The sequence below is a fragment of the Streptomyces sp. NPDC006798 genome, from assembly GCF_040635975.1.
GTDB lineage: Bacteria > Actinomycetota > Actinomycetes > Streptomycetales > Streptomycetaceae > Streptomyces.
Genome location: NZ_JBEYIS010000013.1, coordinates 1 through 17,877 on the forward strand (window position 1 = coordinate 1; position 17,877 = coordinate 17,877).

23 protein-coding genes are annotated in these 17,877 nt (G+C 71.2%); 12 read left to right on the forward strand and 11 right to left on the reverse strand.

All coding sequences use genetic code 11. The features are described 5' to 3' along the window. From ABZ714_RS11170 to ABZ714_RS11220, 11 genes are all read right to left on the reverse strand, one after another. Nucleotides 1–593, reverse strand: a 593-nt coding sequence (locus tag ABZ714_RS11170; protein WP_358824910.1) for a helix-turn-helix domain-containing protein, incomplete at its 3' end; no start/stop codon positions are given. Nucleotides 594–622: 29 nt separating this feature from the next. Beyond that, nucleotides 623–1,024, reverse strand: coding sequence for a hypothetical protein (locus tag ABZ714_RS11175; protein WP_358824911.1), 402 nt, complete (start codon nt 1,022–1,024; stop codon nt 623–625). Further along, the gene (locus ABZ714_RS11180; RefSeq protein WP_358824912.1) at nt 1,024–1,467 is read right to left on the reverse strand and encodes a hypothetical protein; all 444 of its coding nucleotides are present in this window, start codon (nt 1,465–1,467) and stop codon (nt 1,024–1,026) included. Before ABZ714_RS11180 ends, ABZ714_RS11175 begins: the two co-directional genes overlap by 1 nt. Further along, nucleotides 1,464–1,940: a hypothetical protein gene (locus tag ABZ714_RS11185; RefSeq protein WP_358824913.1), complete on the reverse strand. Its 477-nt coding sequence runs from the start codon at nt 1,938–1,940 to the stop codon at nt 1,464–1,466. The genes ABZ714_RS11180 and ABZ714_RS11185 overlap by 4 nt, the downstream gene beginning before the upstream one ends. Nucleotides 1,941–1,987: 47 nt before the next feature. Continuing rightward, nucleotides 1,988–2,350 (reverse strand): SH3 domain-containing protein, encoded by a 363-nt coding sequence (locus ABZ714_RS11190; RefSeq protein ID WP_358824914.1) that lies wholly within the window; start codon nt 2,348–2,350, stop codon nt 1,988–1,990. Between the two features lie 163 nt (nt 2,351–2,513). Beyond that, nucleotides 2,514–2,948, reverse strand: a complete 435-nt coding sequence (locus ABZ714_RS11195) for a hypothetical protein (RefSeq protein WP_358824915.1) — start codon at nt 2,946–2,948, stop codon at nt 2,514–2,516. A 328-nt stretch (nt 2,949–3,276) separates the two neighbouring features. Next, entirely contained in the window at nt 3,277–3,951 is a 675-nt protein-coding gene (locus ABZ714_RS11200) for a hypothetical protein (protein WP_358824916.1), read from the reverse strand. A gap of 41 nt (nt 3,952–3,992) precedes the next feature. Next, nucleotides 3,993–4,589: a DUF3631 domain-containing protein gene (locus tag ABZ714_RS11205; RefSeq protein WP_358824917.1), complete on the reverse strand. Its 597-nt coding sequence runs from the start codon at nt 4,587–4,589 to the stop codon at nt 3,993–3,995. Nucleotides 4,590–4,923: 334 nt separating this feature from the next. Beyond that, nucleotides 4,924–5,055: a hypothetical protein gene (locus tag ABZ714_RS11210; RefSeq protein WP_358824918.1), complete on the reverse strand. Its 132-nt coding sequence runs from the start codon at nt 5,053–5,055 to the stop codon at nt 4,924–4,926. Then, complete coding sequence (locus ABZ714_RS11215; protein WP_358824919.1) at nt 5,052–5,693, reverse strand: DUF4913 domain-containing protein; 642 nt, start codon at nt 5,691–5,693, stop codon at nt 5,052–5,054. The genes ABZ714_RS11210 and ABZ714_RS11215 overlap by 4 nt, the downstream gene beginning before the upstream one ends. A 168-nt stretch (nt 5,694–5,861) precedes the next feature. Beyond that, nucleotides 5,862–6,617 (reverse strand): site-specific DNA-methyltransferase, encoded by a 756-nt coding sequence (locus ABZ714_RS11220; protein WP_358824920.1) that lies wholly within the window; start codon nt 6,615–6,617, stop codon nt 5,862–5,864. 528 nt (nt 6,618–7,145) lie between these two features. Here ABZ714_RS11220 and ABZ714_RS11225 point away from each other — a divergent pair. The 12 genes from ABZ714_RS11225 (at nt 7,146) to ABZ714_RS11280 (ending at nt 17,874) form a co-directional block, all read left to right on the forward strand. Beyond that, nucleotides 7,146–8,258 carry a C40 family peptidase gene (locus ABZ714_RS11225; protein WP_358824921.1) on the forward strand — a complete coding sequence of 371 codons (1,113 nt, stop codon included), beginning with the start codon at nt 7,146–7,148 and terminating at the stop codon, nt 8,256–8,258. A gap of 103 nt (nt 8,259–8,361) precedes the next feature. Further along, nucleotides 8,362–8,664 carry a DUF6112 family protein gene (locus ABZ714_RS11230; protein WP_358824922.1) on the forward strand — a complete coding sequence of 101 codons (303 nt, stop codon included), beginning with the start codon at nt 8,362–8,364 and terminating at the stop codon, nt 8,662–8,664. Beyond that, the gene (locus ABZ714_RS11235; RefSeq protein ID WP_358824923.1) at nt 8,664–9,341 is read left to right on the forward strand and encodes a hypothetical protein; all 678 of its coding nucleotides are present in this window, start codon (nt 8,664–8,666) and stop codon (nt 9,339–9,341) included. The genes ABZ714_RS11230 and ABZ714_RS11235 overlap by 1 nt, the downstream gene beginning before the upstream one ends. A gap of 35 nt (nt 9,342–9,376) precedes the next feature. Then, nucleotides 9,377–10,762 (forward strand): ATP-binding protein, encoded by a 1,386-nt coding sequence (locus ABZ714_RS11240; RefSeq protein WP_358824924.1) that lies wholly within the window; start codon nt 9,377–9,379, stop codon nt 10,760–10,762. A gap of 100 nt (nt 10,763–10,862) precedes the next feature. Further along, nucleotides 10,863–12,323: an SCO6880 family protein gene (locus tag ABZ714_RS11245; RefSeq protein WP_358824925.1), complete on the forward strand. Its 1,461-nt coding sequence runs from the start codon at nt 10,863–10,865 to the stop codon at nt 12,321–12,323. 50 nt (nt 12,324–12,373) lie between these two features. Then, the gene (locus ABZ714_RS11250; RefSeq protein ID WP_358824926.1) at nt 12,374–12,757 is read left to right on the forward strand and encodes a DUF6238 family protein; all 384 of its coding nucleotides are present in this window, start codon (nt 12,374–12,376) and stop codon (nt 12,755–12,757) included. A gap of 29 nt (nt 12,758–12,786) precedes the next feature. Then, the gene (locus ABZ714_RS11255) at nt 12,787–14,301 is read left to right on the forward strand and encodes an ATP-binding protein (protein WP_358824927.1); all 1,515 of its coding nucleotides are present in this window, start codon (nt 12,787–12,789) and stop codon (nt 14,299–14,301) included. A 365-nt stretch (nt 14,302–14,666) separates the two neighbouring features. Then, nucleotides 14,667–15,212: a hypothetical protein gene (locus ABZ714_RS11260; RefSeq protein ID WP_358824928.1), complete on the forward strand. Its 546-nt coding sequence runs from the start codon at nt 14,667–14,669 to the stop codon at nt 15,210–15,212. Then, nucleotides 15,209–15,712 (forward strand): hypothetical protein, encoded by a 504-nt coding sequence (locus ABZ714_RS11265; RefSeq protein WP_358824929.1) that lies wholly within the window; start codon nt 15,209–15,211, stop codon nt 15,710–15,712. Before ABZ714_RS11260 ends, ABZ714_RS11265 begins: the two co-directional genes overlap by 4 nt. Nucleotides 15,713–15,958: 246 nt before the next feature. Continuing rightward, the gene (locus tag ABZ714_RS11270) at nt 15,959–16,408 is read left to right on the forward strand and encodes a hypothetical protein (protein ID WP_358824930.1); all 450 of its coding nucleotides are present in this window, start codon (nt 15,959–15,961) and stop codon (nt 16,406–16,408) included. A gap of 17 nt (nt 16,409–16,425) precedes the next feature. Then, entirely contained in the window at nt 16,426–16,950 is a 525-nt protein-coding gene (locus tag ABZ714_RS11275; protein WP_358824931.1) for a hypothetical protein, read from the forward strand. A 153-nt stretch (nt 16,951–17,103) separates the two neighbouring features. After that, nucleotides 17,104–17,874, forward strand: a complete 771-nt coding sequence (locus tag ABZ714_RS11280; protein ID WP_358824932.1) for a DUF317 domain-containing protein — start codon at nt 17,104–17,106, stop codon at nt 17,872–17,874. Nucleotides 17,875–17,877 lie beyond the last annotated feature (3 nt).

Here is a 17,877-nt window from a genome sequence, read left to right on the forward strand (position 1 = left end):
TGGGCGCGGCCTCTTTCTTTGCGTGTGTGGCTGGATCGGTGCTCGGCAGTTTGCGCGCCGTCGACGACGAGTTGCCGCAGCCGGGGGTAGACGGAGCTAAGGCCGTAGCCTGGCATGGCGTCGCTGGCGACCGTGGCCGCAGTGGCGGTCCCGCGGGCATGCAGCGTCCACAGGATCGGAGTGGCGTGCCGGGCGGCGATCAGCACTAGAGCGTCCTCGACGTCCCGCGCCCCGCGGAACTCGTCGGACGTCACCGGGCCGGGGTCCGTCTCCAGATGGGTCCCGGCCCAGGAGGCGATGGCGGTCAGCACGGGAACCAGATCCGTACCGCGGGCGGTCAGGCCGTAGGTGACGTGGCGAATACCGTGCTCGGTACGGTCGGCGAGTCCGAGATCGACGAGCTGGCGTAGCTTGGGGTGGAGCTGACCGTCGGCCATCCACGGCATGCGCTGCTTGATCTCCGTGTACCGCAGCGGCTGGTGGGACAGGGCCAGCAGCAGATGGACGTGCCAGCGCGGGGTGATCATGGACAGGGACTCGGTGACGCGCGCCAGATCGGTGCGGGCAGAGGGGGCCGGGCCGTTGGTGGCCAAGGGTGCACTCCAGAATCGACGGTGGCGGGTTAGCGCGCCGGGGCGGGCGCGGGAGACGGCGGTGGAGCCGGTACGGCGGGCGGGGCCTCCGCCGCCGGGGTGCGGTGGAGGCTGTCGAGAACGGCGGTCAGGCTCTGGACGTGGGCGTCGCGGACGGCGACGGACTCGGCCAGGCGGCGGGCGCAGTCCGCGATATGGCCGGTGTCCGCCCGGTCCAGCTCACGCTCCGGGTGCGCCAGCAGACGGAGCCGCGCCTGCTCGAAGGCGATCCGGCGGTCGGCGAGATCCAGATCGGTGAGGGTGGTGAGAAGGGCCGCGAGCAGGTTGCCCCCGGAGCGCTGGTCGGCGTGAGCGTGGAGGTCGGCGAGCGGCTGGCCGTACAGGGCCTCGATCCGTTCGCCGAGGCTGCGGGTTACCGGCTGTCCGGCCATCAGCAAGCCTTGCCACCCCGGCCCGGGGCCAGGACAGGGGCGGGGGCGGGGGCCGGGGGGCCGGTGACGGCGGTCAGACGGGGACGGCGGGATGCCGCCTTGGTTCCGGCGGCCGGGCCGGGCGGGGGCATGGTGCGCAGCAGGTGGTCCAGGGCGGTTCGGTAGCCGGCGCGGGCGTTGAGGGCCGCCTCGATCCACTGCGCGTCGAATCGCAGCGCGTCGGCGGACAGCTCGCTCAGGTCGCGGCCGGGGTCCGTGGACTGGTGCACCCGGTCCCGGGCCCTCGCCACCTGCTCCTCGGCCAGCACCAGGAACGATCTCAGTTCCAGGGCCCGCCGCAGAGAGGCACCGGGCTCCGCGGTGGCGTAGAGCTGGTCGACCGGGGCTCCGAACGCGGCTTCGAGGGCGTCGTCCTGACTGCTGGGCCGGTCGGTCACGCTCACCGTGGCCCCCGTCCGGTCGGCAGCGGCGGCTTCACCGGTATCGCGGGGGCGGCCGTGGCGAGCGCGGGCCGGTCCCGGCGGTGTGCGGCGACCGCTCCGCGCCAGGCCGCCGCAGGACCGGACCTTGCCGACGGGCCGGGGTCGAGGAGGAAGGCCAGCACGGTTGCCCGGCCGTCCCGGATCCCGACGGCGTCGTTGACCCTGTTGGCGGCGAGCATGATGCGGTCGTGATCCTCGGCGAGGTCGCCGGGCACGGTATCGAGGACGGCTACGAGGGCGTCCTCGGCGCGGTCCAGCGCAGCCTGGGCGACGGCGAGGAGGCCGTGCCAGCGCACGACCTCCGCCGCCGCCGGACTGGCGAGCGTCCGGGTGGAGACCGCACGGCGCAGCGAGGGCACACTCATTCCGAAGCGCCGCTCGATATGGCCGGTGAGGACACCGACCACGTCGGCTTCGTCAGCCACGGAACTCATCTCCTATATCCCTTCCAAAAATGCGGACGGGTTGAAGGATTTGACGGTCAGTTGAGGCACATGCGGACGGTCCGGTAGACGTACTTGGCGCTGACCCAGCCCTTGACGCCGGTGGTCCGGTCGGTGATGTAGTGCCAGGCTCCGCTGGTCTTGTGGACGGTGAAGGTGTGGTGGTCGTAGAGGATTCCGACGGCAGTCGAGGAGGTGGTCGCCTTGGACCGGACGGTGACGGCCTTGGTGCCGACGACCCATCGTCCGGGCCGCTCACAGGGCTGCGATGCCGCCGCAGGGGCGGACAGGGGCGCCGACGAGGAAGCCGTCGGGGAAGCGGCGGTCGCGGAGGGCGCCGAGACCAGCGGCAGAGCGAACGCGCCGAGTACGGCGGCCGTTACGGTCATACGTGTACGCATGAAGATCTCCAAGGGAAGTTTGGGGCATGGGAATTGCGCGGCGAATGGATGCCGTTCGCGTGATTCCAGAGTCCGGAGAATCACCGGTTTCGCGAACCGGGAAAGTGCTGCTAACTTCCCCCGCGTTTCGTCGCTGGCGGGGGTGATACCAGGCCGAGTTCGGTCAGCGGGTCCGGCCAGGGGGCTGCGTCGCCGGCGGGGGGACGACGGGTTCCGCGAGGCTGGTGGTGCCGGCGGCTGGGGGAAGTTGCGGGTTTTCGCCGCTCCAGTAGGCGTTCCACCAGGCAGTGGCGTCCTGGACGGTACGGAACTGGCCTTCTTGGAGGGTGTGCGTCCCGGACGCGGGGTCGATCCGCTCCAGCAGTACCCGGAACGGGCGCGGCTCCGCCTCGTCGACCGCGCGCAGCAGCACGGTGATCTCCGGCGTCTCCGAGGTGTCATGGGTGTAGCTGGCGAGGACGGCGAAGTGGTCGCCGTCTCCCGCGAGTCGTTCCTCCAGGGCGCGGGTGGTGTCGTCGGCCGGTGTGGTCCCGATGCCGGGGAGCAGGCGGATGGCGTCTTTGGGGCAGCCCCGGGCGATCAGCCAGGACTGTGCCATCGCGGGAAGTGGCAGGCGCCGGTGTTCGTAACGGAAGACCCGCGAGTCGGGGTCACGGCGGATGTGCAGGGCGACGATCCGCGGCTCGCAGGGAAGGCCGCCCCCGTCGAGGGTTCCGTCGTGGAGGGCGTAGTAGCTGTGCCGACCGTCGGTGTGGTGTTCGGCGAGGGACGTGAAGTCGTCCTCGTCGATGGCGATGTCCTCCCAGAAGGCGGCGCCGACCTGCTCGGTGGCCGGTTCGAATCCGTCGAGACGGAAGTCGACAGGGGAATACGCGGGCTCTCGGGTTGTCAGGGCGGAAGCCTCCTACACAGATGCGGGACCGGGTTCACGGTCGGGGGCGGGCGGCCGGGGCGGGCCAGGCGCCCGGCCGATGGGCAGATGGGGTGTACGGCGGAGCACAGCGGAGGGTGGCCGCCAGGGCGGCCCGGCCGGCGCCGGTAAGGGTGACGGGCTGGCCGGCGTGGAGCGAACGGGTCGTGTCGCAGTCGACGAGCCCGTCCCTTTCCAGCCTCCGGAAGTCCTCGGCCGAGATCCGGATACCGGAGGCGGCAACGACCGACACCCGCTGGGTGAGGAGATGCTCACGGAGCCGGGCTCCCCGGGCGATGGCCAGCAGCGCGGCCCGGTCCCGTGGCGACAGGACGTCCGAGGTGACGGGCGGTGTCGTACGGGCGGCGGCTTCGACGGGCTCCAGCGCCGTCAGCGCCGTATCCCGAAGCGCGTCACGCCGGGCGATGGCGTCCCTCATCTGACGAACCGCTCGGTCGATACGAACCAGCAGCGTCTCGTCGGCCGGATGCTCGCCGCTCGCCAGCCGGTGCAGCAGCACACGGTGGAAGTCGACCCCGTCCTGCGCCCGGACGAGGGCCCGGCGGGCATCCACCAGGGCGGTGAGCGGCCCGTCGAGGAGGCCGCGGTCCCGCTGCTCCGACAGACGGTCCGGACTGTGACCGGTGGCCCTTTCGATCCGGTGGTCGAGACCGGCGAGATCCTTCGTCACGGCGGTACGGGCATGATTCGTCAGGTCGGGATTGGCGCTGGTCACCGCTCGGTGGCGGCCAGGAGCGCGGCGCGCCGGTACGCCTTGCGGCGCCGCCCGTCCGGGAGGGTGATGTCGCGCGGCTTGACCTCGTACGGGGCCAGGAGCCGGGCAAGGCGGGCGGAGGTGAGGTCCGCGTAGCGCCAGCGTCCCTCGGCGATACCGGGCAGGACGCGCAGGGCGTCCACCAGGTCCGTGGATGCCAGGGCGTCCGGGTCGCCGCGGCCGGCGAAGACACCGAGCACGGTGTGCAGGATGGACCCCGCTTCGTCCTCGTCCGGCTCGTCCGGCTCGTCCGCAGGAACGTCGCCTTCCGCGTCACCGGTGAAGGCGCTCGTTTCGGCGGAGAGCAGCAGTGCCAGCTCCTGCCCGGCGGCGAGCCGTTCGACGAGGAGGTCGGCCAGCTCGTTCCGCTGGGTGCTGGTGAGGGTGTCGTCCAGGGGACTGCCGGGGCCCAGGAGCTGCTCGTCGAGCTGCTGGACTTCGAGAAATGTGTCCAGGATCGCCCGGTGACGGGGAGTTTCGGGAGGAAGCTCGGTCTTCAGCAGGGCGGCGGCGAGGTGGTCGAGGACCGTGGGAAACAGGAACGGGGTCGTCAACGAAAAGGTCCCTTCGGGGCGGGTGTGGGCAGGGGTAGGCCGTGCCGTGCCGGGGACACGGACCGCGGCGGGCTGATCTGGCGTCGGGTGGCGTCGAGTTGAGGGGAGCGGTGCGGGAGGCGTGCGCGAGTGCACTGGCCGGGCGGGTGCGTCCGAGCCGGGCGCGGACGGTTTCGTGCAGGTGGGCGCCAGCGGGTCCCACGGCGACCACGTGGACCTCGGTGCGGTGTGCCGAGGCGGGCGGTGCCGGGCGCTGGACATGGACGATTCCCCACGCGCTGCCGAGCGGCATCCCCCCGAAGCCCGCCAGGTTCTCGGCGAGCGCCCGTACGCCTCAGGACGGCCCGGTGGTCGCCTCGGCGATCCGGGCGAGGGCCTGGTCCCGCACGTCATCCGGTGCGGTCAGCAGATCGGTGAGCACCCGGGGGTCGAGGCTGAGTCCGGAGCGCGGCACCGGCCCGGTCACGAGGCGGCCTCCCCCGGCTCACCGGAAGGCCGTACGGCTCGGGCGGAGGGTCCGGGACCGGGCAGAAGCCGGTGGGAGGGCCGGTCCGGATCGGTCATGCACGCCGACAGTGGCCCGCCGGGAGCCCGTACGGCGGCCATGGTGTGGGTGAGGCAGTCCCGGTGCCACGCCAGCATCCCGGACAGTCCGGCCTCGGGGTCCTTGTGCTGTTCGTAGGCCATCCACAGGGCATGGAGCCAGGCGGTGACGTCCCGGTGCTCCTGCCAGTGGTCGCACCACGGGGTGGCGGTGGTTACTTCCGCCCCGTAGGAGGGGAGGAGGAAGTCGTCGACCCAGTCCGTCAGAGCGTCCACCTCGTTCTCCAGCGCTTCGCCGTCGAGTTCGAGGATGGGCTTCGGGTCCGGTGGCGGGGGTGGCGGCGGAGGCATACCGGGGAGCCCTGGGAAGTCGGCGGGCAGGCCGAACCCGGCGAACGGCGACGGGCCGGGGCCGGAGAGACTGTCGATTTGCCTCGCTTGGTCGGCCGTTTGGTCCAGGAGTTTCCGGACGCTCGCCTCGATGCTCTCCAGGCCGGAAGAATCAGGGAGCCGTATCGGCTCCGTCTCCCCGTCGTCGAGGGGGTCTATGGGATCGGACAAGATTCGGGTCTCCTTGACGCCGCAGCCTTGGTTGGGGAATTGCAGCTTCCACGGTCCTGGGATTCCCCGATTTCACCAACCGGGGGCTGGCTGCTATAACACCGGCAAGCACGGCACGGACAGGCCGCCGGAAGGGCGGTCCGGCCCGTGCCGCGCAGCCAGCAACTGTCAGGCTGAGAGCACGAAATCATCCTGTGAACGGACCTGCCGCAGGGTTTCGGTGAGCCGGTCGGCGGCGATCTCGGCGTAGTGCTCGGTCTTCTCGACACCGATGAAGCTGCGGCCTTCCAGCAGGGCCGCCACGCCCGTCGATCCGGAGCCCGCGCAGAAGTCGAGCACCGTCCCGCCCGGCGGGCAGATTTGCACCAGTTCACGCATGACGGAGACCGGCTTCTGCGTGATGTGCTTGCGGTCCTTGCCCGACGGCTGCGACGCCGAGTACAGGCCCGGCAGGTACACCGGGTTCCGCGAGGCGTCGACCTTGCCCTTCGCGCCCCAGACGATGTACTCGCAGTCCTGGCGGAACTTGCCCTTCTGCGGCCTGGCCTGCGGCTTGTGCCAGGTCAGGACGCCCAGCCACAGCCACCCAGCGGCCTGGAACGCGTCGGTGGTAATGGGAAGCTGTCGCCAGTCGGTGAACACGAGTGCGGTGCCGCCGGTCCTGGTGAGGCGGTGGGCCTCGGTCATGATCTGAGTGAGCCAGAACCCGTAACTGCGCTGGTCCATGTTCTCGCCCGTGAAGTCCGGCAGGGTGTGTCCGGCGTCGGCGGAGGTGTACTTCTGGCGCGCGGTCCGGCTGGTGCGCTCCTTCGCAGTGCGCCCGCCGGAGTTGTACGGCGGGTCGGTGATGACGGAGTCGACGCTGTCGCCGGGCAGGCCGGAAAGGACGGTCAGGGCATCGCCCTGGTGGAGGGAAAACGGCAAAGAGGCACCCCGGATTCGGGTGGGGGACAGGTGGAGGAAATCCCCGGCATTGCCGAATAGACCACGGGCTTCGCGCGGGCAGAGCACGGCCCGCAGCGCCGTGACGGCTTGATGCGCGAGGGGGGTACCAAAAACTGTAGGACACGATCCCCGGTTGACCACTATCACCACCGGACCCGATCGCCGGCGGGCGTGCCCGGTGCGGGAACTATTTCGCCAACCGGGGATCGCCGTTTACTGTTTTGGAACCGGGCCGACGCGCACTGCCGCCGCCCGCCCCGCCCCCCTTTACCCGCCCACGGAGGCCCTGTGTCCCCGCACACCTGACTCCTGTAGGGCAAGGGACTGCGAGCGGCCTCGTATCCCGAGCCCGGCCATTTCACTTCTTCCACCACCGGCCCCCCTTTCCACCCGTGGACACAGGGCAGCCGGGACCCTCACTTGAAGGAACGCGCCTGTGACACACGCATGCCCTGAGCCTCCCGTTCCCCGGACGCCGTTCGACCGCCGTACAGGAGGCAACACCGGGTGAAGGCCGCAGCCGCCATCGGCGTGCTCTGCCTCTCCCCCCTCCTGATCGCCGGAGTCGCCGTGATCGCCGCGGCTGGCAGCGGCGCCGCCCTCAACGCCACGTCCTGCGCGCCTGGTTCGGACGTCGACACAGACGCGGTGGCCAAGCAGGTCGCCGCGATCCTCGGTGGTGAGGGAGCGGACGCCGACATTCGCATCGAGGGCCTGGAACTGCCCGGCGAGCAGATCCCGCACGCGAAGTCGATCGTGGCCACGGGCATCTCGATGGAGGTGCCGGAGCGGGGACAGGTCGTCGCGCTGGCCACCGCGCTCCAGGAGTCCCGACTCCGCAACCTCAACTACGGGGATCGCGACAGCCTGGGCCTGTTCCAGCAGCGTCCGAGCATGGGCTGGGGCACACCGGAGCAGATCCGCGACCCCGTCTACGCGAGCACCAAGTTCTACGAGGGGCTGCTGAAGGTGCCGGGGTGGGAGTCGATGACGATCACCCAGGCCGCCCAGGCCGTCCAGCGGTCCGGATACCCGGACGCGTACGCGCAGTGGGAGCCGCTCTCCCGCGCGCTGCAGAAGGCGATCGTCGCCGTCCTGCCCGACGGCGGCACCGCCCCGGACGGGGACGCCCCCGGCACCCCTCCGGCCGGGTGCGTTCCCGGCGAGGACGGGGCCGGGTTCGGGCCTGTACCGCCCGGCACGGTGCCCAAGGGGTACGAGATCCCGGAGGACGCCGATCCGCGGGCGCGGGAGGCGATCCGCTGGGCAATGGGCCAGTTGGGCACCCCGTATCAGTGGGGCGGCCACTGCACCGATCCGCGCGGTCCGGATCCCATGGGCCGCTGCGACTGCTCCAGCCTGACACAGAAGGCATACGCCGCCGCCGGTGTGACCTTGACCCGCACCACGTACACGCAGGTCAAGGAGGGCAAGGCGGTCTCCGCGAAGGCTCTGAAGCCCGGTGACCTGATCTTCTCCCGCGGCACGGCCGCCGTACCCGAGCACGTCAGCCTCTACATGGGATCCGGCCTGCTGATCAACGCCCCGCGTACCGGGACCGTGGTCCGGATCGAGCCCGTAGCGGACACCAAGATCCTCACCGTGCGCCGCATCCTCTGACTCATCGTCAAATAATTCGAGGTTCCGGCCCCCTCCCCTCCGCCCCTTCCCCGCTGTTCCACAGACCACCGCGCCTGTATACGCAAGGAGCCCTGCCATACCCATGTCCGTCGCCGACCGTGTCCGTCTCGCCTTTGACCCCGGGGTGAAGCCCGCCGATGGCGGGCTCCCCGGTCTGAACGTGCTCAAGGAAGTCGTCTCCAGTATCAATTTGTTCGGGATCGTGGCCGTGGTCGGCGCCCTGGCGGTCTCGCTCGGGGTGTGGGCCTGGGGGCATCACTCCGGCGGTCACCAGTCCGAGGCCAACGGGAAGAAGGGCGCGCTCGTGAGTGCGGGCGCCGCCCTCGGTCTCGGCGCCGCAAACGGGGTCGTGGAGTTCTTCTCGACCCTTGGGAGCCGGATCTGATGGCCCGGCCGCCCGTGCTTCACCGGCATACCGGTCACTGGTCGGCGAACCGGCGGATCGCCACCGCCACCGTCGTGATCACACTGCTGGTCGCGGTGACCGGCCTCGTCGCCTGGGCCACCGGCGACCGGGACCAGCGCTCCGGCACCACCCCCGCGGCGTCCGCGAGCAGCACCCCGGACACGGAGGACAGCCCCGGCGTCTCGCCGGAGACGGGGTCGGTGGCGAAGCCGCCGGACCTCGACGATCCCCTCATGTACGCGAAGGCGGCAGCAGCGATGCTGTGGTCGTACGACGCCCGCTCCACCAACCGGGACCAGCAGCTCGCCGGGATGCGTACCTGGATGTCGGCGGAGACGACGTACGCCGACTGGCCGGCAGTCCAGGCCCAGATCCCGGACCCGGTGCTGTGGTCCCGGATGCGGGACAACGCCCAGCACGCCACCGCGACGATCAGTGACGCGAAGTTCCCCTCGGCGTTCAAACAGGCGTTGGCGGACGATCCGGCGGCGCTGACCGAGGCGTACATCTACGCCGTCACCGTCACCGGCAAGCAGACGATCCGGTGGAAGGACGGCGGGGGCGGCGCGGAGGACCGCGCGGTCACCCTCGCGGTCCAGTGCCGCCCGGACACGAGCTGCAGCCTCGTCTCCATCGCGCCCCGCATCGCCCCCTAGGCCACTGAACTGCACAGATAAGGAGGTCCGGTTCAGTGGACTTCTGCTCCATCCCCGTCGCCGGCGCACTCTGCGGCGCCGCGGACGCGATCGACTTCATCTCCGACCCCGGCAAAGCCATCACCGAGGGCATCGGCTCCTGGATCGCCAAGAGCTCCGGCGAACTCGCCGCCGCAGCGGCAGAACTCGCAGCCGACGCCGTCAACGTCACCACCGCGGTCGACCTGAACGCGGTCTGGTTCCGGGACAACTACGAACTATTGCTTCCCATCGGTCTCGTGGTACTGGTCGCCACGTTCTCCGCGCAGTTGGTCCGCGCCGCGATGAAGCGCGACGGACAGGCCCTCAGCCAGGCTTTCACCGGCACCGCCAGCGGTGTGCTGTTCGCGTTCGCCGCCATCGCCCTGACCACCGTCGCGATCGAAGTCGTCGACGCTCTGTCGGACGGCTTGTTCAAGGCGGCGAACACCTCGGTCGAGGACTCCGTACGCCGTATGGTCAAGGTGAGCCAGATCGGTGCATTGTCCGGGCTCGGCTGGCTCGTCCCGACCTTCGCCGCCCTCGGCTCCGCGATCGGCGCGTTCCTGTACTGGTGCGTCATGATGGTCCGAAAAGTCGGCATCTTGGTGCTGGTGACCTTGGCCGTGTTCGCCGCGGCCGGCGGAGGGTGGGAGGCCACCCGCCGGTGGCGCAGGGGCTGGATCGAGGCCACCGCCACCCTCGTCGTGTCGAAGCTGCTGATGACGGTGATCTTCCTCCTCGGCGCGTCCGCCATGGGCCGCACGAACCCCGAGGACGGGATCGCGGCCCTCGCCGATGTGATGGCCGGCATCGTCATCATGGCTCTGGTGCTGCTCAGCCCGTACGCGACGTTCAAGTTCGTGCACTGGGCCGCGGAAGGCACCGACGGCGAGTCGATGCACCGCGCCGGAGGCGCCGGTGCCCAGGTCGCCCGCCAGTACGCCGAGCAGGCCGCCCGCAAGGCCGCGACGGCCGCGACCGGCGGAGCCGGAGCAGCAGCCGGAGCGGGAGCCGGTGGCGCAGCGCCGCAGGGCCCCCCGGTTTCTGAGTTCCCCGGCGACATCGCCTCCACTTCGATGTCCTCCGGCAGCGACTCCGGTGGCGGCAGCAGTACGGGGACCGGTGGTCTCTCTCCGGGCGCCGACGCCGCCGCCCAGGGCCTGGAAAAGGCTGTTGTTTCCGCGACCGAAGGCGCCCGGGGCGACGCTACCAGCGGGGCCAGCGCCCAGCCCGGTGGAGACGTAGCCGACGCTCTCCCGGCCGAGGGCGCGGCCTGGCAGTCCGGGCCCCCGGCCAGTGCAGCTCCGCCCCCGCAGGGTGCTCCGCCGACCCCGGACAGCGCCGCCCGGCCGTCGTCCGGCCCGGGACCGGCGGCCGGACCGTCACCGGTCGGCGACTGACCCCCGCCCGTGATACCGGGCGGGACACCGTCACACCGATGCCGGTGTCCCGCCCGGCTACCTGAACCCATTCGCCCCGCCTCCGGAACGGTTCCCCCTCGTGTCTGACACCACCGCCCTCACGGTCACATTCCCGCACCGGTCGCGGCGGGGCATCCTTCTCGGACTGTCCCTGCCGCAGCTTCTGGTCACCTTCGCCGCGCTCGCCCTGCTCATGGTCACCGTGGTGTCCACCGGGCTGACCGGCGCCGCGGTACTCGCCCCGCTGTGGGCGGCCGTCGCCGCCCTCGTCCTGGTCCGGCGCCGTGGCCGGTCCCTGGTCGACTGGGCGCCGATCGTCCTGCGCTACACCCACCGTCGCCGTACCGGCCAGACCCTGTGGCTCGCCCGTCCGGTCACCCGTCCCCGTCAGGACGGCGTCCTCCACCTCCCCGGAACCAGCGCCTCCCTGCGGGTGGTCACGCCGCACGGCTCTTCGGCGGCGGCCGTCTACGACCCGCACCGCCGCACCCTCACCGCCGTCGCCCGCGTCTCCAGCAGGGCCTTCGCCCTCCTCGACCCCGCCACCCAGACCGCCAACGTGAGCGGCTGGGGCCGCGCGCTGGCGGGCATCTCCCGCAACGGGACCATCGCCGCGATCCAGGTCCTGGAACGTACCGTCCCCGACTCGGGGGACACCCTCGCCCGGCACTGGACCCAGCACGGCCACCCCGATACCCCGGTCGCCGGACAGGTCTATGCGGACCTGGTTGCCGCCGCCGGACCGGCCGCCGCACCACACGAGGCGTACCTCGCGATCTCCCTCGACCTGCGCGCCGCCAAACGTCTCGTCGCCCAGGCCGGCGGGGGGTTGCCCGGGGCGTTCACCGTGCTGGAGCAGACCACTTCCTCCGTCGCCCAGGCCGTCCGGTCCGCCGGGCTGACCGTGACCGGCTGGCTCACTGCCACCGAGATCGCCGCCGTGATCCGGACCGCCTACGATCCGGCCGCCCTCTCCCGGCTCCAGCAGTGGTCCGAATCCGGAAGGGCCGAGGCCGACCCCGCTGCCGCCGGGCCCGTCGTCCAGGTCGAGGAATACGACCGGGTGATCACCGACAGCGCGCGGCACGCCACCTACTGGATCGAGAACTGGCCCCGCACCGAAACCTCCCCCGGGTTTCTGCACGGGCTGATGTTCTCCGCCGGGGTCCGCCGGTCCCTCTCCCTTATATACGTGCCGCAGAAACTCGAAGCGGCGCTCCGGGATGTCCAGCGGACCAAGGCCACGATCATCGCCGACGCCAACGAACGGCGCCGCCGCGGCATGGTCGACGCCGAGGCCGACAGCATCGAGTACGCCGACGCCAAGGCCCGTGAGCGGCAGCTGATCGCCGGGCACGCAGACGTCGACCTCACCGGACTGCTCACCGTCTCCGCCGAGACCGACGCCCTCCTTGACGCCGCGTGTGCGCAGATCGAAACCGCCGCAGGATCAGCCCAGGTGGACCTCCGGCGCCTGGACTACCAGCACCCCGCCGCCCTGACCACCGCGGCTCTCCCCCTCGCCCGGATCGCCCTGTAACCCCGCCCGACGCCGTCCGCTCACCTCCCGGCCCCTGGGCAAAGGACACCTTGACCTCACCGTACTTGCGTGCCGCGACCACCGGCCTGCGCCACCACAGCCGCGACAGCGCGGCCCGGCCCGCCGACCGCGTCCACCTCGATACCCTCCACGCCCACATCACCGCACTGCACCAACTCGTCGACCGGCTCGGCGAAACTACCCGGCCCGCGCACCCGGCAGCCGGACGTCATCTCGCCACCGCCCACACCCGTCTGTGGCAAGCCGGCGCCGCCGTCCACACTGCCTTCCACATGCTCCCCACCAGCACCGACTGCGTCCCCGAGCAGATTCCTCAGGGCCCAGCCATTCTGACGATCTGCCAGCGGCACGTCGCCGCCGTCCACGCCGTCCGCCGTAAGACCACGCCCGCTGACCACACCCCCGCGTCATGAGCGGACAGCGCCGAAAGGGAACCCGTTCGATGTCCCACCGGCCCGCCCGCCGCGACCGCCGAGCGTCCGCCAGTCCGCTCTTCATCCCGCATGGCACCGACCGCGCCAGCCGTCGCAAGGCCCGCCGACAGCTCGCCGAGGCCAGCGCGGAGGCCCGCGCCCGCGCCTCCGCTCACCCCGAGGGTTCGGTACCGGCCGAGGAGCCGTTGCCCGCCCCGCTCTACGGGTTCACGGGGCGGCCCGGTCCTGCGTCAGCCCGCGGCAACCGGCTCAAGCTCCCCGCACATCGCATGACCACCGCCACTGCCTCCGGCGCGTATCCCTTCCTGGCGGAGGGTGGTCTGGGGGCCGACGGCATCTATATCGGCCGCGACGTCCACTCGGAAGCAGCCTTCTCCTTCGACCCGTTCACGCTGTACGGGAAGATCGAGGGCTTCACCAACCCGAACGTGTTGTTGGCCGGGGTGATCGGGCAGGGCAAGTCCGCGCTCGCCAAGTCCTTCGCGCTGCGCAGTGTCGCGTTCGGGTACCGGGTCTATGTCCCCTGCGACCCGAAAGGGGAATGGACGGCGGTGGCAACAGCCCTCGGGGGAACCTCCATCGCCCTCGGCCCTGGTCTCCCCGGCAGGCTCAACCCTCTGGATGCCGCGCCCCGTCCGCCGTCCGTGCCGGAGGACGAATGGGCGGGTGAGATCCGTAAACGGCGTCTGTTGCTGCTCGGGTCGCTGGCGCGAACTGTGCTGGGCCGGGACCTGGCCCCGATGGAGCACACCGCTCTCGACGTCGCCCTCGATGCCGTCGTCACCCACGCCGCCACCACCGGGCGGGCCCCGCTCCTCGGCGACATCGCCACCACCCTCAACAACCCCGCCACCCTGGACCTCATGGGCGGCACCCTGTCCGGACGCCTCGGCGACGCCGCCCGCGACCTCGCCCACGCCATGCGCCGCCTCGTGCACGGTGACCTGGCGGGAATGTTCGACGCCCCCTCCACCGCCCGCTTCGACCCCAGCAGCCCGATGCTGACGATCGACCTGTCCCGTCTCGGTGGCGCCGGCGACGACACCGCCCTCGTCCTCGCCATGACCTGCGCCTCCGCCTGGATGGAGAGCGCGCTCACCGACCCTGCGGGCGGGCGCCGGTGGATCGTTTACGACGAGGCGTGGCGTCTCATGCGTCACCCGGGCCTCCTCCAGCGCATGCAGGCCCAGTGGAAGCTCTCCCGCGGTCTCGGGATCGCGAACTTGATGGTGATTCACCGGCTGTCCGACCTGCTCACGGCAGGCGACGCCGGGTCCCGCGGACGGGCACTCGCGGAGGGCCTCCTCGCCGACTGCTCCACCCGGATCATCTACCGCCAGGAGAACGACCAGCTCCAGGCCGCCGCCACCCTCCTCGGCCTCACCTCCGTCGAGACCCAGGCGGTAGCCCACCTCACCCGCGGACGCGGCCTGTGGAAGGTCGCCGGACGGTCCTTCATTGTTCAACATCTTCTGCATCCACACGAGCGCGCACTCTTCGACACCGACGCCCGCATGCACTGAGTTCTCGGCCCGCAGGTTCACGAATCCCGCCGTACTGACCTCTGGTCTCCCTGTCGGCCCCGACAGCAATCCCCTTCCCTTCATCCCAGGAGTTACAGATCGACTTCCACCCGACCATCCTTCTCTTCCCCGACCTCGACGAGGAGGACCTCCAGGCCCTCGCCGACGACATCCAGGCGAACGGTCTCCTGCACCCCGTCGTCCTCGACGGCAGCAGCCGGGTCATCGACGGACGCAACCGTCTGAGGGCATGCGAGATCGCCGGCGTCGAACCCGCGTACACCACCTACGAAGGTGACGACCCCAGCGGCTACGCCCTGTCCGCGAACGTCCACCGGCGCAACCTGACCAAGGGCCAGGTCGCCATGATCACGGCCAAAGCCTGTTCACTGAGTGAACACGGCGAGCGTTCACTGAGTGAACGGTCCTCCCGTTCACTGAGTGAACAACTGGGAGTCTCGCTCGGCACGATCGGAAAGGCGGGCATCGTCCTGCAACACGCGCCCGACCTGGTGGACCCGGTGATCAGCGGTGCCACCGGGCTGAACGAGGCATACGCCACTGCCCAGGAGACCAAAGCCAAGGCCAACAGCGCCGAGGTCCAGCTCGCCCGCCTGCGCGAGGCAGACCCCGAACTCGCCGACCGCGTCGTCGAAGGCGACCTCACCCTGGCCGGCGCCTGGGCGGAACGCACCGCCCGGGTGGAGGAGGACAAGCGGCAGCGGCGGGTCGCAACCCGGCTGCTGGACGAGATCATCCCGCCGCTCGCCCAGGCCCGCGGCACCCGCACGTTCAGCCGCTACGACCCCGCCTACGCCTCCGGTACGCCCATCACCCGGGAAACCATCGCGCACGCCGTAACAGCGCTGGCGGAGATGGACCAGGTCTGGCAGGAGCGTGACCTTCCGTGACGTCCACGGCCGACAGCCGCCTGCAGCGCATCGTCGAGCAGAGCGCCACGGCGCTCACCGACGCCGACGGCCGCTTCCACAAACGCAGCCTCACCGACGCGGTACGCGAACAGCTCGCCCGCGAAGACCTCGACGCCCACATCAGGATGGCCGCCCTCGACCGGCTCGCCCAGAGCCTGGTCACCGGCTTCGGTGAACAGCGCAACCCCCGCCGGCGGCGGACCGGAGCGCTCTTCCACCCCCGCGACCTCGTCAAGCTGGGCACCGGCGTGTGGGTGTGGATGGACCGGTCCACCGACTCCGACCTTCTGGAATGGTCCCGCCTCTCCCGGCGCAACCGCTCTCGTGTCGATGCCGCGGACTCCGAGGTCCAGGACTACGTCGACCAGCGCATCGACGCCTTCCGCGCCCACGCCGACGTCGTCTACCTCGGAGACCTGGAACGCCTGGCGTTCGGCTGGACCTCCGACCAGGCCGACGTCTCCGGGAGTCCGAACTGAACACCGAAGCCTCGACGGCGCAAGGGGACCCCGCCGACGAGAAGACCCAGATCACGGACGGCACGTCCGGGCCGACAGAGCCCTCCTCGTCCGGGACGCTGACCCATCACGTGCCACGGTCACTCGCAACAGGCCGCAGATACACCGCGAGTCCCGCAGCGCACACGTAGCCGGACCGCTCCATCACCGCGATCCGGCTTCTCCACCAACGACACCCGTCGTCAGAACACTTGCGAGCTCACCCCCATGGAACCCCTGCCCCCCGCACCTGGCGCCCGTCCAGCGGCGGACCCCGAAACCGCCACCGGACCCGCCGACGACTACCTCCTCGGACTCCACCTGGGAGCACTGACCGACCAGCTGAACCGCGCCCCCTGGTACAGCGACGCCGCCATCGCCCTGGACCAGATCCTGGAACCGAACCGCGGACTGCTGGAGAAGCTCGCCGACTTCTTCGAAGCCGCGGCCGAGAAGGCGAGGGAAGCCGAGAGCGACGAAGGCTTCGACCTCCACGACGACCTCACCAACGCCGCGGCAGACGTACGCCAGCTCAGCGAGGAACTGCACCTCGCCGTCGACCAGATGCGGGACCTCAGCGCCCCGCACGACCCCGGCCCGCAGGCGCCCACCAAAGCCCGGGCATCCGCCGTACCCCCTCCCCCGCCGGCCCTCCCGCCGCCCGGCCGGACCCGCTGACCCGATCGGAGGACTGTTTGTCCCATCCCGACTTCGAGCTGTACGACAACGTTGGCCGCACCGGCGAGCAGACAGCCGCCGCCCGCTCCGGCATCGCTACCCCTGACGATCTCCTGCGCTGGGCCCGGCGCGACGCGGAACCCTTCCTGGGCGAGCACTCCGTACCGGAAGGTCCCCTGCCGAGCCCGGACCTGGCCCCCTACCTCAAGGCGCTCACCGCCGCCGCTACTCCCGCCGAGGCGCACGCCGTCACCGACCAGTTCCTGGACGCCGCCGAACCGGTCCTCCGAGCCGTGAGCGACTACCTCGTGGCCGCCGCCAAGCGGAACGGGCGCTACCTCGATGCCGCCCCCGGGTCACCGCCCCGCCTCCTGATGGAGGCGGCCAGCAGGAGCCTCTCCATCATGCACATCGCCGACGAGGCGAGCATGGCGACCCTGCGAGCCCACTACGACCCGGCACCGGCGCCAGCCGCCCCGAACCGGGAGCAGAGCCCGCCGGGCCTCCCCCCGGCACCGCCGAGCCCACGGCCCGGCCGGTAGGCCACTGCGCCGGACCGCGCCCTACGGCTCGGTCCGGCGCCCCCGGCCCGAAGCCGCGCTCCGCCCACCACTGCAGCCGGATGCCACCCCTCTCATGCTCTTCGGAAGGACGCCTCCATCTCCGCCCAGCAACCTCTCGCCCCGGACGAGCCGGTGCATTTCAGCCCCCGCTACCTCGCGGCCAGCCCGCCCACCCTGCACCGCCAGCACCTGGTGGCCTTCGCCCAGGAACACCAGTGGCCCCTCGCCGTGCATCCGTACGCCGTCAGCGCCACCAGCCCGTGCGACCGGATCACGATCCGCCACAGCCGGGCGGAGGAGGGGCTGGGGCCGCACCTGACGGTCACTGCCCGCACCGGTCCGGGTGCCCCGGAGCGGTGGCGGGCCGACGTCGGCGGAGCCACGCCCGTCGAGTTCCTCGCCTCCCTCACCTCCGCCGTCGCCCGCGGTCTGGAAGCCGACGCTGACCATCTGATCTACGGGATAGCAGGCGGCACGGAGCCGGACATGGTCGAGCTACATGTCGACGCGCGGTGGGAACTGGCCGACAGGCTGGGGCTGGTGGCCTTCCAGTCGGTGGACGGGCTCGCCGCGATAGTAGGCCGCCCACCGGGCACGGGCGCCCCGCCCCTTGAGGGCGACGAGGACATCCTCTGGCACGTCTTCGCCGCCACCCCGGACCTCGGACCCATGTGGGGCATCTCCTTCACCCAGGAGGCACCGCCGTTCGTCGTCAACGCCGTCCTGAACAACACCCTGAGTCCGGAGCCGCTCGTACGGCCCGCCGCCCTCGCGCAGCATCCCGACCTCGCGCACCTGGTCACCGCCCGCCCAGTCCGCCCGCCTGCCGACCGGTCCCCGCGCAGCGGCCCCGGGCTTCCCCCGCCCATGCCCGGCCCAGCGCAGCAGCCGCACACCCGCTGACCA

Excerpts from the sequence above, each read along its gene's own strand:
- ABZ714_RS11270 (WP_358824930.1), top strand. The coding sequence starts at position 15,959 with ATGGAACCCCTGCCCCCCGCACCTGGCGCCCGTCCAGCGGCGGACCCC.
- ABZ714_RS11260 (WP_358824928.1), top strand. The coding sequence starts at position 14,667 with ATGATCACGGCCAAAGCCTGTTCACTGAGTGAACACGGCGAGCGTTCA.
- ABZ714_RS11235 (WP_358824923.1), top strand. The coding sequence starts at position 8,664 with ATGGCCCGGCCGCCCGTGCTTCACCGGCATACCGGTCACTGGTCGGCG.
- ABZ714_RS11185 (WP_358824913.1), bottom strand. The coding sequence starts at position 1,940 with ATGAGTTCCGTGGCTGACGAAGCCGACGTGGTCGGTGTCCTCACCGGC.
- ABZ714_RS11195 (WP_358824915.1), bottom strand. The coding sequence starts at position 2,948 with ATGGCACAGTCCTGGCTGATCGCCCGGGGCTGCCCCAAAGACGCCATC.
- ABZ714_RS11255 (WP_358824927.1), top strand. The coding sequence starts at position 12,787 with ATGTCCCACCGGCCCGCCCGCCGCGACCGCCGAGCGTCCGCCAGTCCG.
- ABZ714_RS11230 (WP_358824922.1), top strand. The coding sequence starts at position 8,362 with ATGTCCGTCGCCGACCGTGTCCGTCTCGCCTTTGACCCCGGGGTGAAG.
- ABZ714_RS11175 (WP_358824911.1), bottom strand. The coding sequence starts at position 1,024 with ATGGCCGGACAGCCGGTAACCCGCAGCCTCGGCGAACGGATCGAGGCC.
- ABZ714_RS11190 (WP_358824914.1), bottom strand. The coding sequence starts at position 2,350 with ATGCGTACACGTATGACCGTAACGGCCGCCGTACTCGGCGCGTTCGCT.